This window comes from Variovorax frigidus, assembly GCF_051216515.1.
In the GTDB taxonomy this organism is placed as follows: Bacteria; Pseudomonadota; Gammaproteobacteria; order Burkholderiales; family Burkholderiaceae_C; genus Variovorax.
Genome location: NZ_JBPJZF010000001.1, coordinates 583,414 through 596,922, shown reverse-complemented (window position 1 = coordinate 596,922; position 13,509 = coordinate 583,414). Strand labels below are relative to the sequence as shown.

Genomic DNA, 13,509 nt, shown 5'->3' with positions numbered 1-13,509 from the left:
TGTCAGTCCTTGTGGATGTAGCCGGTGATTTCGATGCCGTAGCCGGCCGCCATGCTGGGCATGCGACGCGGCGTGCCCAGCAATTGCATCTTGTGCACGCCGCATTCGCGCAGGATCTGCGCGCCGACGCCGTAGCTGCGCAGGTCCATGCGGCCGCGCTCGGGCGCCTGGGCCGGACGCGCGGTGCCGTCGAACTGGGCCAGCAGCTCCGCCGCGGTCTCGCCGCAGTTGAGCAGGATCGCCACGCCCTTGTCCTGCTTGGCGATGTAGGCCAGGCTGGCGTCGAGGCTCCAGGAGTGCAGCGAGCGGTTGATCTCGAGCGCATCGAGCACCGACAGCGGCTCGTGCACCCGCACGGCCACGGTCTCGTCGCTGTTCCAGCTGCCGCGCACCAGCGCGAGGTGCACGCCGTTGCTGGGCTTGTCCTGGAAAGCGTGGGCGGTGAAGCGGCCCCAGGCGGTTTCGATCTCGCGGCAACCGACCTTGTGGACCAGCGTCTCGGTGCGGCTGCGGTGTTCGATCAGCGCGGCGATGGTGCCGATCTTCAGGCCGTGCTCGGCCGCGAACAGTTGCAGGTCGGGCAGACGCGCCATCGTGCCGTCTTCGTTCATGACTTCGCAGATCACCGATGCGGGCGAGCAGCCGGCCATGGTGGCGAAGTCGCAGCCGGCTTCGGTGTGGCCGGCGCGCATCAGCACGCCGCCGTCGACCGCCTGCAGCGGGAAGATGTGGCCGGGTTGGACCAGGTCGGTTGCCACGGCATTGCGTGCGACGGCCGCCTGCACGGTGCGCGAGCGGTCGGCCGCCGAGATGCCGGTGGTCACGCCTTCGGCGGCCTCGATCGATACGGTGAACGCGGTCGAGTGCTGGGCGCCGTTGCGCGCCACCATCGGCGGCAGGTTGAGCCGCTCGCACATCTCGCGCGAGAGCGTGAGGCAGATCAGGCCGCGGGCGTAGCGCGCCATGAAGTTGATGGCTTCGGGCGTCACGTGGTCGGCGGCCAGCACGATGTCGCCCTCGTTCTCGCGGTCTTCCTCGTCGACCAGGATGACCATGCGGCCGGCGGCGATTTCCGCCACGATTTCCTCGACCGGCGAGATGGGGGCCGGGGCCCGCCCGTTGCGGTTGCCCGCGATGGGGGTGACGGATGCGTTCATGGCGTGTGCTGTTTAGGAGGTTGCGGCGGGAAGCATCCCGGCCTGGAGCATGCGCTCGACGTAGCGAGCGACGGTGTCGATTTCGAGGTTCACGCGGCTGCCTTCGCGCAGCGTGCCGAGCGAGGTGTTTTCCACCGTGTGCGGGATCAGGTTGATGCTGATCTCGCTGCCGTCGGCCCCATCGGTCACGCTGTTGACCGTGAGGCTCACGCCGTTCACGGTGATCGATCCCTTGTAGGCGAGGAAGCGGGCCAGCGCGGGCGGCGCGAGCACGCGCAGTTCCCAGCTTTCGCCGACCGGCGCGAAGCGGCGCACCGTGCCGATGCCGTCGACATGGCCCGACACGATGTGCCCGCCCAGACGGTCGTTGGCGCGCAGCGCCTTCTCCAGGTTGACCCGAGCGCTCTCTTCGGCCAGGCCGGCGGTCTTGTCCAGCGATTCGACGGAAATGTCGATGGTGAACTGCTGCTGCGCCGGATCGCGCGTGGTCACGGTCATGCAGGCGCCGTTGAGCGCGATGCTGTCGCCGAGGCCGACGTCGTCCAGATAGCCGGGCGGCGTGGCAATGCTGAGGCGCTTGCCGTGGGAGGAGGAGCTTCCGAGGTTGCGTACGGCGGCGATGCGCCCCACGCCGGTGATGATGCCGGTGAACATCCGCGCATTTTCGCAGAGAACGGGAGCCCCCCGGCTTTTCATGGCGCTTTGCACCATGTAATTCGCCACCCCCCGAGGGGGAGGCGCGGTTCGCCTTGGGGCGGCCCGGCGGCGGCCGCCTGCGTCCCGGTTTCTAGAAAGCGTCCCGGCCGGCGACGCGGGCCACGATGCGCAGGTCGGGGCCGAAGCGTTCCACAGAGCGAAATTCGAGGGGCAGGGCACCGCTCAATGCGCTCAGCGGGCCGCCGGCGAAGGGTTGGCTGGCCATCTCCAGGCCCTCGCCGAGCAGCTTGGGCGCCAGGTAGACCACCAACTCGTCCACCCAGCCTTCGCGCAGCAGCGAGCCGTTGAGCTTGTGGCCGGCCTCGACGTGCAATTCGTTGACTTCGCGCCGGGCCAGGTCGTGCAGCATCGCGCCCAGGTCCACCTTGCCGTCGGCATTGGGTAACTGGACGATGGTCGCGCCGCGCGCCGCGAGCGCGGCGGCCCGGGCTTCGTCGGCCTGCGCGGCGTAGATCCAGACCTGGCGGCCGGGCACGTCGAACAACCGGGCATTGGGCGGCGTTTGAAGCCGGCTGTCGACGATCACCAGATGCGGCTGCCGCGGCGTCTCGACCAGCCGCACGTCGAGGCGCGGGTTGTCGTCGATCACCGTGCCGACGCCGGTCAGCACGGCGCTCGCGCGGGCGCGCCAGGCGTGGCCGTCGGTGCGAGCCTCGGCCGAGGTGATCCACTGGCTCACGCCGTTGGACAGCGCCGTCTTGCCGTCGAGCGAGGCCGCGGTCTTGAGCCGGACCCAGGGCGTCTGGCGGACCATGCGGCTGAAGAAGCCGATGTTGAGTTCACGCGTCGCCTCGGCCTCGGCGCCGATCTCGACCACCACGCCGGCGGCGCGCAACCGTGCGAAGCCCTGGCCCGCGACCAGCGGGTTCGGGTCGGCGATCGAGGCCACGACGCGGCCGATGCCGGCCGCGGCCAGCGCGTCGCAGCAGGGGCCGGTGCGGCCGTGGTGGGCGCAGGGCTCGAGCGTGACGTAGGCCGTGGCGCCGGCCACCGACAGCCCGCGCGCCGCGGCATCGCGCAGCGCCATCACCTCGGCATGCGGGCCGCCCGCGCGCTGGGTGTGGCCGCTGCCGATCACCTCGCCCGAAGGCGCGACCAGCACGCAGCCGACGCGCGGATTCGGATCGGTCAGCAGGCGGGCGTCCGAGGCCAGTTGCTGGGCGTGCGCGATGTGCTGCGCGTCGAGGGAGGGAAGAGGCATGGAGGAGCGATCGAAGGGCGCGTGGCGCGCCGACGGATCATACGAGTGGTCGCGCGAGGCGACGAACGGCAGGCGGTCCGTCGAGGTTCAAATCTAGACTCCCGGCACTTCGACGGACGAGCAGGGGATTCCTGCCGGCGATCGAGGGCCTGCAGGGAGGCATAGAACATGACGTGTTCCAAACGTCTGGCCGGAGGCTTTTCTCTTCTCGAGGTGCTGGTCTCGGTCCTCGTGCTCAGCGCGGGATTGCTGGGCGCGGCGGGCATGCTGCTTACGTCGCTGCGCAGTGCCAGCGAATCGGCCGTGTTCAGTGCGGCCGTGGACCTGGCGCGCGACCTGTCCGAGAAGCTGCGCGCGAATCCGGGCATTGCGGCGAGAAACGACCCTGCGAACGCCTATCTCCTCGCACTCGGCGCGGGCGACGCGGCTCCCGCCAGCGCGCTGGCCTGCGTGGGCGAAGCGTCCTGCACCGCTGCGCAGTTGGCAGCCTGGGACGTGCACGAATGGGCGCTTCGTGTGCAGGTCGCATTGCCCGAGGCGCGGCTGGTGGTCTGCTTCGATGAGGCCTTTGCCCGGGCCGAGGACGATGTCTGGGCCTGCACCCACGCCGGGCGCACGCTTGCCGTCAAGTTGGGCTGGGCGCCCCGGGTGGGTCACAAGGCCGACGGCGCCGCCCCACCGCCCCGCCTGGTCATGCAACTGAGTCCCGGACACGACGGTGATGACCATGTGGCCGAAGGTTTCTGAGCCGCGCCCGGCCGGGCACCACCGCCCGGCTCGCGGCGTCACGCTGATCGAGCTGATGGTGGCGCTGGCCATCGGGCTGATCGTGGTGCTGGCGGCCGGCACCGCCTTCCTCGCCGCCCGCAAGCTGTTCGATGCCAACGCCGACATCCAGCAGGTGCAGGACACGATGCGTTATGCACGCTACGTGGTGCAGAACGTGGTCCGGCAGGCCGGCTATGCCGACTACGCGCCCGACAGGGCGGTCGAGGGCATCGGCGTGGTCGCCGCCAACACGGCGCTGCCGGGTGACGCCGCCGATCATCTGTCGAGCCTCCATGTCTTCGGTGCGACCCGCACGATCGTTCCGAGCACGGGCGACAGCGTCGGCGTGGATGGCACCGATCCCGTGGGGGCCAACGATTCGTTGCTGGTGCGCTTCTTCGGCCGCAGCGCCTTCGACAGCGACGAGCCCGACAGCACCATGGTCGACTGCCTCGGGCAGGCGGTGAGCGGGCCCGGGGGCGCCGCGCCGGAGGCGGCGCGCGCCTGGAGCTTCTTCTACGTGGCGCGGGCCGCCGACGGCGAACCCGAGCTGTACTGCAAGCGGCGTGTGGTCCACCCCGGCGCCGCCGACAGCTTCCAGTCGCAGCCCATCGCGCGCGGCGTCGAGCGGTTCAAGGTGGTGTTCGGCTACGACGCCGATGGCGACAGCGTGCCCGAGCGCTGGCTCGATGCCGAGGCACTCGACGAACAGGCCCGCGCCGCCAACGTGCCGGCCAGCACCGAGTGGCGCAAGGTCGTGGGGCTGCGGATCGGCATGGTGGTGCGCAGTGCGCGGCCCAACGCAGATCTGAGGCACGCGGGGACGGCCCTCGCCGCCATGACACCGCTGGGCGCTGCGTTCGAGCGCCGCGTGTCTTTCGATCCGCCGGACGATGGCCGTTTCCGCCTGACGACGACCTTCACGCTGATGCTGCGCAATGCCGTGAAGGACCCTTCGTGAGTGCGAAGCCCCAAGGTTGCGGGGCCGCCCAGCGCGGCTTCTCGCTGATCGTGGTGCTGCTGTTGCTGGCCATCGTCATGGTGCTGAGCGTGTCCGCGGCGCAATTGGCGCTGGTCAACGAGGCGGCGGCCCGCAGCGATCGCGACACCGAAATCGCACTGCAGGCCGCCGAGGCCGCGTTGGTCGATGCCGAGCGCGATGTGCTCGGCCCGAACGCCGACGCCGCGGCCCGGCTGTGCCTGTTCGACAACCGAGACATCGCCGCATTTACCGTCGGTTGCGGCACGGGCCGAAACCTTGGCCTGTGCGCGGCCACCGCACCGGGCGAAACACCCGCCTGGATTTCCGCCGATCTCTCGCCCGCGAGCGCCGTTGCCGTGTCCTACGGGCAGTTCACCGGACAGGCTTACGTGGCGGGCGAAGACCAGGGCGCGGTACCGGCCCATCTGCCTCGCTATGTCGTCGAGGCCATCCGCAACCACGGCGGGTGGGAGGCCAACCGCCTGCAAGGTGCCAGCGCCGAGGGCGCCACCCACCTGTTCCGCGTGACCGCCGTGGGTTTCGGTGTCGACGCCCGGACGCAGGTGATGCTGCAAACCACGCTCTACAAATCCATGACCAGCCCGGGGTGCCCATGAGCATGCAATCGATCCTCCGGTGCAGCCTCGTCGCATCGTCGCTCTGCCTGACCGGGCCCTGTGTGAGGGCTGATGCGCCTGCGCGCCCGCCCGACGCCGTGCTGGCCGCCGAGCCGCTGTTCGCCACCACGGCGCGCGTGAAGCCGAACATGGTGCTGGACCTGTCGGTGGCATATCCGACCACCGGCGCGGCCTACCGTGGCGAGTTCGATCTTCGCAAGACCTACATCGGTTACTGGGACCCGATGGGCTGCTACGACTACGCGGCGGCCGATGGCTTCTTCCGGCGCGGCGCCGATGCGAGCGAGAGCCCCGACGGTATCGTCTGCGTCAATCAGTGGAGTGGGAACATGCTCAACTGGGCTGCTTCGTCGGCCATCGACATGCTGCGCTACGCCATGACCGGCGGCGACCGTGTGATCGACACCGCCGACACGACGGTGCTGCAACGGGCCGTGCTCCCGGACGATTTCTACAACGCCGAGCGCTACTTTCCGGCCCGCACCCTGCGCGGCCGTCTCGACCAGCTCACGCCCCTGGTCGCAAGCGGGCAGGTGAGGGCCAACGGCTCGGTGCGCATCGCCAACTGCCGAGACCGTCTGTTCGTCGGTTCCGCGACCAGGGGCCACTGCGACGCACCCGGCGCCAACCAGGCCTACGGGCCGGGCGGCGCGGCACCGTACCTGGCGCGCGTGCAGGTCTGCAGCGGCGCCGAGGGCACGACGCGACGCGATCTGTGCTTCAGGTACCCGAGCGGACAGGCCAAGCCCGTCGGGGCGCTGCAGACCTACGCCGACAAGATGCGCTTCGCCGTCTTCGGCTATCTGACGGACAACACCAATGCGCGCTATGGCGGCGTGCTGCGCGCGCCCATGAAGTTCACCGGCCCGAACGGGCAGAACGAGCGCTTCGAAAAGATCGCCAACGAGGCCGCCGAGTGGGATGCGACCTCCGGCGTGTTCGTGCGCAACCCGCTGGCCGCGAGTGAAGGCCTGAGCGGCGTGGCGAACTACCTGAACCAGTTCGGGCGCACCGGCCCGGTGGCGGGCACCTACAAGGGCCTGGACCCTGTCGGTGAGCTGTACTACGAGTCGCTGCGCTACCTGCAGGGGCAGCCACCGTCCGAGCCGGCTGCGGCAGGCATGACGGCGGCGATGAAGGACGGATTCCCGGTCTACAACCAGAGCCGCCACTGGGGCGTCGGCGATCGGGCGCTGTGGGATCCCGTGGTCGAAGGCTGCCAGCGCAACCAGGTGCTGGCCATCGGCGATCTCAACACGCATCACGACCAGTCGCTGCCCGGCCTGCGCAACGACGGGCTCGACGGCTGGCCGAGCGGCATTCGCACGCCCGATCCCGCCCGGATGGAGCCCGACACCGCCCACTGGAGCCGCATCGTGGGCGCCTTCGAGAACAACGAGTCGCTGGCTTACACCCATCCCTCGGGCAAGCCCGGGCTCAGGACGCGCGGCAATGCCGACGGTCCCCGCGCCTTCGCCTACCGCAGCGGCACGCAGATCAGCGCGCAGAACATGGCCACGCTCGGCACGGGGGCCAGCGCCGGCTCCCTGGGCTGGGCGGGGCTGGCCTATTGGGCGCACACGCAGCAGATCCGCAGCGACCATCCCGCGCTGCGTGTGAAGACCTACACCATCGACGTGGACGAGCGGGGTGACGGCACGCTGCGCCGGGCCCAGCGGGGCAGCGCCTACTATCTGGCGGCCAAGTACGGTGCCTTCGACGACCGCAACCAGGACGGCAACCCTTTCGTGACGGCCAGCGGTGTCGGCGGCGAAGAACGCGTCTCGAATGCGGAATGGCAATCGGGCGTGGACGACGACGGTTTTCCCAAGCCGCGCGGCTACTTCCTGGCGAGCCGGCCTCAAGAGATGATTGCAGCCATCCGGGAGATCTTCCGGAGCGCCGCCGCCCCGAGCGGCACGACCGCGGGCGGCGCCATCGCCAGCCACCACGTCGCGCGCAGCGGCACGCAGCTCTACATCCCGCAGTTCGACAGCAGCACCTGGTCGGGCTCGTTGCTGGCCTATCCGTTGCACTACGACGCAGCCTCGGGCGCGGTCAGCAAGGGCGCGACCCCCATCTGGAATGCGGGCGAGCGGCTCACGGGCCATCCGGAGGCGGTTCCGCCTGTGGCGGCCCGCGATCCGGCCAGCCGGCGGATCTTCACGCAGCGCAGCACGGGGCAGGGCGCCGAATTCTTGTGGGAAGCATTGAGCGCCGATGCACCGCTGCGGGCCGCCCTGGACCGCGTGCCCGACTCGCAGATGGACGAACGCGACGGGCTGGGCGAGGCCCGCGTCGCCTACCTGCGCGGTGACCGCCGGCGCGAGGGCCACGGGAGTGCGGGGGTGTTCCGCATGCGCGACTCGGTGATGGGCGACATCGTCAACGCCGCGCCGCTGCAGGTGGGGGCGCCTAGTGCCGCATTGCAGGGTCCGGCTTACGCGGACTTCCTGGTCGCGAACCGGGCACGGCGGCAGGCCGTCTACGTCGGCGCCAACGACGGCATGCTGCACGCCTTTGCCGCCGACGACGGCAGCGAACTCTTCGCCTACGTGCCGCGCGCCGTGTTCGACAGGCTGGGCGCCTACGCCTCGCCGGCCTATGTCCATCAGCCCTATGTCGACGGCAGTCCGGTCGCGGGCGAGGTCCTGGGCACCGACGGCCAGTGGAAGACGATGCTGGTGTCGGGCATGGGCGGTGGCGCGCGCGGGGTCTTCGCGCTGGACGTGAGCACGCCCGAGCGCTTTGCCGCGTCGCAGGTCCGATGGGAGTTCAGCGGTGCCGACGACGCCGACATGGGCCATGTCACCCAGGCGCCGCGCCTGCTGAAATTTCGCACCACCGCAGCCAGAAACGGCAAGGCCGCGACCTACCGGTGGTTTGCGGTGGTGCCATCCGGTTTCAACAACGCCAACGCCAGCCGGGCCGGCGCGTTGTTCCTGCTGTCGCTCGACAAGGCACCGGGCGAGCCCTGGGTCATGGGCAGCAACTACCACAAGGTCCTGCTGCCCGCGCCCGTCGACACCACGCGGGTCAATGCGCTCGGACCGGTCGGCGACTACGCCGGCGCGGACCGCGCCACGCGGTGGCTCTACGCGGGTGACACCCAGGGCAATCTCTGGAAGTTCGACTTCGCGAACGACGCGCCCTGGACGGCGGCCAACGCACTGGCCCTGTCGGGTGCGCCGTTGATGGTTGCCCAAGACGCGGCGGGGCTGCGCCAGCCCATCACCGTGCCGCCTGAAGTCGGGGTCGGGCCGAACGGCGGCGCGATCCTGCTGTTCGGTACCGGGAAATGGGTGGAGGCCGACGACGTGGGAAGCCGTGGCGTGCAATCGATCTATGCGGTCCACGACAACGGCCAGGCGATCCCCGGCGGCGGCGCCCGCACGCAACTGCAAAGCCGCCGCGTTACCAGCGAGGGCGACCGGTTCCGGGTCACGGGCGATGCCTTCGCCTACGGCCGCTACAGCGACAAGACGGCCCAGCGGCGCGGCTGGTATTTCGACCTGCCCAACGCCGAGGACCAGGGCGAGCGCCTGGTGTCGCGCATGGTGCTCAGCGATGGCCAGTTGTTCTTCAACACGCTGATTCCCCAGGCCAGCACTTGTAGTGCAGGCGGTGGCGGCCACCACTGCGCGGTCGAAGCCATGACGGGCTTGTCCGCGGGCTTGACCTGCCTCCCGTCGACCGTCGGCATGCCGAGTGCGCCGCTGGTCGTCCAGGCCGGCGACGGTGCATTCGCCCGGACCGACGCTTTCGGGCGCCGCACCGAGACGAAGAAGGTCGAGGTCGTCAGCATCGGTACCGGGCCCGGCGACGCACCGGGTGTGTCCATCGACCGGCCGCTTGCCGGTGGAAAGATCGCGCAGGTGGCCGGGCGCCTGAACTGGCGCCGGGTGCTCCACTTCAAGGATCTGAAGAAATGACGCGCCGCCGCCTTGCCCTGCGCGGCTTCACGCTGGTGGAGCTCATGATCGTGGTGACCATCATCGCCATCCTGGCCTCGATCGCCTACGCCTCCTACGTGGACGCGTTGCGCAGGGGCTGGCGGGCCGAGGCGCGCACCGCGCTGATGCAGGAGATGCAGCAGCAGGAACGCTTCTACACACAGCGCGCCACCTACCGCGGCACGGCTTTCAGCAGCGACTCGGGTCCGACCGCTGGCGCCGGAAAGTACACGCTGGCGGTCGGCCCCTGCGATGGGCAAACCGGTACGCGACATTGCATCCGGCTCACGGCCACGCTCAAGAGCCATTTCGTCGACCCCCTGGCATGGGCTTTCTGGCTGGACAGCCGGGGAGAGAAGGGCTGCACCGGCACGGCGTCGCCGTCGGGCTGTTGGCCATGACGGTGCGGTGGGGCCGGGGCTTCACGCTCGTCGAACTGCTGGTCGTGGTGGGGCTGCTGGCCATCCTGGCGATGCTGGCCGTTCCGGGCTTTCGCGATCTGATGCTGAACCAGCGGCTGAGCGCGAGCACCCGGGATTTCGTCGCCGCGCTGAATCTGGCGCGCGCCGAGGCGCTCAGGCGTTCGCAAAGCGTCAGGGTCCTGCCGACCGGCCGCGACTGGGACAGTGGTTGGCAGGTGCAGGTCCAGCAGGGGGAAGAGATCGTGGTCCTGCGGCGTTTCGAGCCGCTGCGCGAGGGTGTCACGGTGGATGCGCTGGGCAATGCCTTCGGCCGCTCGGTCAGCTACGACGCCAACGGCTTTGCGGGTGGCAGCAAGGGTATCAATGCACTGGGCTGCCTGACCTTCAAGGCCCGGACCCAGCGCCGCAGCTCGATCGTCATTCCGGCTTCTGGCCGGCCCAAGCTGTGCGATCCCGACAAGGCCGGTGATTGCGGCCTGGGCCGCTGCGGCAGCAAGCGGTAGCCGCGGCTCAAATATCCCGCAGCAGCTGCCTGAACTCGTCCACGTCCTCGAAGCTGCGGTAGACCGAGGCGAAGCGCACGTAGGCCACCTTGTCGAGCTTCTTGAGCTCGCGCATCACGAGCTCGCCGACCTTGGTCGAGTCGATTTCGCGCAGGCCGCTCGAGAGAAGCTTCTGGTCGATGCGCAGCAGTGCGCCGTCGATCTGCTCGATGCTCACCGGACGCTTGCGCAGCGCCAGCATCATCGAGGCACGCACCTTCCTGGAATCGAAGTCGGCGCGGCTGCCGTCCTTCTTGACCACGACCGGATAGTTGACGTCCGGCCGTTCGTAGGTGGTGAAGCGCTTGTCGCAGTCGCCGCACTGGCGACGGCGGCGCACGAAGTCGCCGTCCTCCGAGACCCGGGTCTCGACGACCTGGGTCTCGGCATGGCCGCAGAACGGACACTTCATGCGGGCGGCCTAGACAGGGGAACTCAACGGTAGACCGGGAACCGGCTCGTCAGCGCATGCACCTTGGCGCGCACGGCATCGATGTTCGCCGCATCGCGCGGGTTCTCGAGCACGTCCGCCACCAGGTTGGCCGTGAGGCGCGCTTCCTCGTCCTTGAAGCCGCGCGTGGTCATGGCCGGCGTGCCGATGCGCACGCCGCTGGTCACCATCGGCTTTTCCGGATCGTTGGGGATCGCGTTCTTGTTGATCGTCATGTGGGCGCTGCCCAGCACCGCTTCGGCTTCCTTGCCGGTGATGCCCTTGGCGCGCAGGTCGACCAGCATCACGTGGCTTTCGGTGCGTCCGCTCACGATGCGCAGGCCGCGCTCGGTCAGCGTGTCGGCCACGATCTTGGCGTTCTTGACCACCTGTTGCTGGTAGGTCTTGAACTCCGGTGTCATGGCCTCCTTGAACGCGACGGCCTTGGCGGCAATCACGTGCATCAACGGGCCGCCCTGCAGGCCGGGGAAGATCGCGCTGTTGATCGCCTTCTCGTGCTGCGACTTCATCAGGATGATGCCGCCGCGCGGGCCGCGCAGGCTCTTGTGGGTGGTCGAGGTGACGATGTCGGCGTGCGGCACCGGGTTGGGGTACACGCCCGCGGCCACCAGGCCGGCGTAATGGGCGATGTCGACCATGAAGATCGCACCGATGTCCTTGGCCACCTTGGCGAAACGCTCGAAATCGATGTGCAGCGAGTAGGCCGAGGCGCCCGCGATGATCAGCTTGGGCTTGTGCTCGTGCGCCTTGCGCTCCATCGCTTCGTAGTCGATGGCTTCATTGGCGTCCAGGCCGTAGCTCACCACGTTGAACCACTTGCCGCTCATGTTCAGCGGCATGCCGTGGGTCAGGTGGCCGCCTTCGGCCAGGCTCATGCCCATGATGGTGTCGCCGGGCTTGAGGAAGGCCAGCATCACGGCTTCGTTGGCCGAGGCGCCGCAATGCGGCTGCACGTTGGCGGCGTCGGCGCCGAAGATCTGCTTCACGCGGTCGATGGCCAACTGCTCGGCCACGTCGACGTGCTCGCAACCGCCGTAGTAGCGCTTGCCCGGATAGCCTTCGGCGTACTTGTTGGTGAGCTGCGAGCCCTGGGCCTGCATGACGGCCGGCGAGGCGTAGTTCTCGCTGGCGATCAGTTCGATGTGGTGTTCCTGGCGCGCGTTTTCGGCTTGAATCGCAGCCCAGATTTCGGGATCGGTCTGTTCGACCAGGATGTCGCGGTGGTACATGGCAGTCCTTTGAAGACGGTGGTCCTTGTCTGTTCTTCTGAGATGAAACAACAAGGGCTGCCCAGGCGAACGGCTGATCGCCCGAAGATCGGGCGGCACGCTTCCCAGTGGTATTCCACGTCAGCACCATCCGCAGCAAGAAGAGGGATGGCACCTATCGCCAGTCGCGTACCTCGCGAGTGTAGCCCAGCGTCGACGGGCCCGTGACCCGCCGGGCCACGTTCGGGATCAGGAGGCCTCGAGCAACGCCACCTTCTGCGGCGGTGCGACGTCGGGCTTGGCGGCCGGGGCCGGCGCCACGATCGGGATCGGTTGGGTGCGCACAGCCGCTGGCGGCGTCACCGGCAGCGAACGGCCGTCGGCCACCAGGCGCAGGCGCTCGTGTTCGGCCATCACCTTGCCGGTGTAGCCGCCGTCGTCGGCGAGGTTGGCCGCGCCCACGTAATAGCGCAGGCCGGCCTCCAGCGAGCCGGCGCGTGCGATGCATTCCTGCAGCACCTTCACGCCGACGCGCATGTTCGTCACCGGATCGAAAGCCGCGAGCGTGCCGCCCGCGCTTTCGTACTTGTCCACGTGCACCCGGGTCATGACCTGCATCAGGCCCTGCGCGCCGACCTGGCTTTGCGCGAAGGGATTGAAGCTGGATTCAACCGCCATGATCGCGAGGATCAGCGTGGGGTCGAGCTTGGTGCGCTGGCCCAGTTGGTAGGCTTCCGCCACCAGCACGCTCAGCGGCTCGGCCGCGACGCGGTACTTCTTGCTCAGCCAGAAGGCGACGGCCGCTTGCTGCTTGGGCAGGTCCTTGGGGCTCGCCGCGGTCGTGCGGTCGATTGCATTCGGCTCGAGCGCCGTGGCTTCCGGTGCCGGTTTGCGCGATTCCAGCCAGCTCATCAGATGGACTTCGCCGCTTTCGCGCAAGTCCGGTCGGGCCATCAACGCGAGCACCACGAACACGGTGGCCAGGCCCAGCAGGGCGAAGCCGTTGTGCGTGATCTCGAAGAAGCCGTCGACCACATCGGACCCGAAAGTCCGTAGCCCGCGGGCTGTGGCCTCGAACGCCTTGTTCATCGTTTTCCTTTCTGTGCGGCGCCTGAGTCTCTGGGCCCGTGCGGGCGGCGGAGAATTCAAACGACAGCGCTTGGATTGGTACGTACCAGGTGAGCGCGAGGAGGGAGGAGCGCTTCAGCCTGATGAGCCGAAGCAGGTTCGGCGGCGGAAAGAGAAGGCCCGGCGCGGAGTAGGGAGCGCGGGGCGACGGCGGATTCTAGGAGTGGCCAAATACCCAGTCAAGCATAAAGAGATTGATCTTTATGCATTGGTGGATGAAGGAAATGCTGACTTTCGTCTTATGAGGCGATGCCAGTCGATGGACAAACGGTGTTGCCGGCGCTGCATGAAAAGCCTAATGTGAGGCCGTCCGATCTGATCGGACACCGGCCGACGTCCCGG

Annotated in this window: 12 protein-coding genes and 1 riboswitch; of the genes, 6 read left to right on the top strand and 6 right to left on the bottom strand. The window is 68.8% G+C overall.

Features of this window, described 5'->3' with window-relative positions:
• Positions 1-2 precede the first annotated feature (2 nt).
• The 3 genes from ribBA to ribD form a co-directional block, all read right to left on the bottom strand.
• Positions 3-1,157: a bifunctional 3,4-dihydroxy-2-butanone-4-phosphate synthase/GTP cyclohydrolase II gene (ribBA, locus tag ACSFBC_RS02785; protein WP_435508777.1), complete on the bottom strand. Its 1,155-nt coding sequence runs from the start codon at positions 1,155-1,157 to the stop codon at positions 3-5.
• A 12-nt stretch (positions 1,158-1,169) separates the two neighbouring features.
• Entirely contained in the window at positions 1,170-1,811 is a 642-nt protein-coding gene (locus ACSFBC_RS02780; RefSeq protein WP_435508776.1) for a riboflavin synthase, read from the bottom strand.
• Positions 1,812-1,944: 133 nt separating this feature from the next.
• Positions 1,945-3,075 carry a bifunctional diaminohydroxyphosphoribosylaminopyrimidine deaminase/5-amino-6-(5-phosphoribosylamino)uracil reductase RibD gene (gene ribD / locus ACSFBC_RS02775; RefSeq protein ID WP_435508775.1) on the bottom strand — a complete coding sequence of 377 codons (1,131 nt, stop codon included), beginning with the start codon at positions 3,073-3,075 and terminating at the stop codon, positions 1,945-1,947.
• 168 nt (positions 3,076-3,243) lie between these two features.
• Between ribD and pilV the strand changes: the two genes are divergently transcribed.
• The 6 genes from pilV to ACSFBC_RS02745 all read left to right on the top strand — a co-directional run bounded on the left by pilV (position 3,244) and on the right by ACSFBC_RS02745 (position 10,341).
• Positions 3,244-3,822 (top strand): type IV pilus modification protein PilV, encoded by a 579-nt coding sequence (gene pilV / locus ACSFBC_RS02770; protein WP_435508774.1) that lies wholly within the window; start codon positions 3,244-3,246, stop codon positions 3,820-3,822.
• Positions 3,797-4,804 (top strand): PilW family protein, encoded by a 1,008-nt coding sequence (locus tag ACSFBC_RS02765; protein WP_435508773.1) that lies wholly within the window; start codon positions 3,797-3,799, stop codon positions 4,802-4,804. The genes pilV and ACSFBC_RS02765 overlap by 26 nt, the downstream gene beginning before the upstream one ends.
• Complete coding sequence (locus ACSFBC_RS02760) at positions 4,801-5,442, top strand: pilus assembly PilX family protein (protein ID WP_435508772.1); 642 nt, start codon at positions 4,801-4,803, stop codon at positions 5,440-5,442. The genes ACSFBC_RS02765 and ACSFBC_RS02760 overlap by 4 nt, the downstream gene beginning before the upstream one ends.
• A 98-nt stretch (positions 5,443-5,540) precedes the next feature.
• On the top strand, positions 5,541-9,395 hold the full coding sequence (locus ACSFBC_RS02755) for a pilus assembly protein (RefSeq protein WP_435508771.1): 3,855 nt from the start codon (positions 5,541-5,543) through the stop codon (positions 9,393-9,395).
• Positions 9,392-9,817 carry a type IV pilin protein gene (locus tag ACSFBC_RS02750; RefSeq protein WP_435508770.1) on the top strand — a complete coding sequence of 142 codons (426 nt, stop codon included), beginning with the start codon at positions 9,392-9,394 and terminating at the stop codon, positions 9,815-9,817. The genes ACSFBC_RS02755 and ACSFBC_RS02750 overlap by 4 nt, the downstream gene beginning before the upstream one ends.
• Positions 9,742-10,341 carry a GspH/FimT family pseudopilin gene (locus ACSFBC_RS02745; protein WP_435508769.1) on the top strand — a complete coding sequence of 200 codons (600 nt, stop codon included), beginning with the start codon at positions 9,742-9,744 and terminating at the stop codon, positions 10,339-10,341. The genes ACSFBC_RS02750 and ACSFBC_RS02745 overlap by 76 nt, the downstream gene beginning before the upstream one ends.
• A gap of 7 nt (positions 10,342-10,348) precedes the next feature.
• Here ACSFBC_RS02745 and nrdR read toward each other — a convergent pair whose 3' ends face one another.
• The 3 genes from nrdR to ACSFBC_RS02730 form a co-directional block, all read right to left on the bottom strand.
• Positions 10,349-10,792: a transcriptional regulator NrdR gene (gene nrdR, locus ACSFBC_RS02740; RefSeq protein WP_435508768.1), complete on the bottom strand. Its 444-nt coding sequence runs from the start codon at positions 10,790-10,792 to the stop codon at positions 10,349-10,351.
• Between the two features lie 23 nt (positions 10,793-10,815).
• Positions 10,816-12,060 carry a serine hydroxymethyltransferase gene (gene glyA, locus ACSFBC_RS02735; protein ID WP_435508767.1) on the bottom strand — a complete coding sequence of 415 codons (1,245 nt, stop codon included), beginning with the start codon at positions 12,058-12,060 and terminating at the stop codon, positions 10,816-10,818.
• A gap of 52 nt (positions 12,061-12,112) precedes the next feature.
• Positions 12,113-12,238: riboswitch (ZMP/ZTP riboswitch) on the bottom strand.
• Between the two features lie 50 nt (positions 12,239-12,288).
• Positions 12,289-13,128 carry a lytic transglycosylase domain-containing protein gene (locus ACSFBC_RS02730; RefSeq protein ID WP_435508766.1) on the bottom strand — a complete coding sequence of 280 codons (840 nt, stop codon included), beginning with the start codon at positions 13,126-13,128 and terminating at the stop codon, positions 12,289-12,291.
• Positions 13,129-13,509 lie beyond the last annotated feature (381 nt).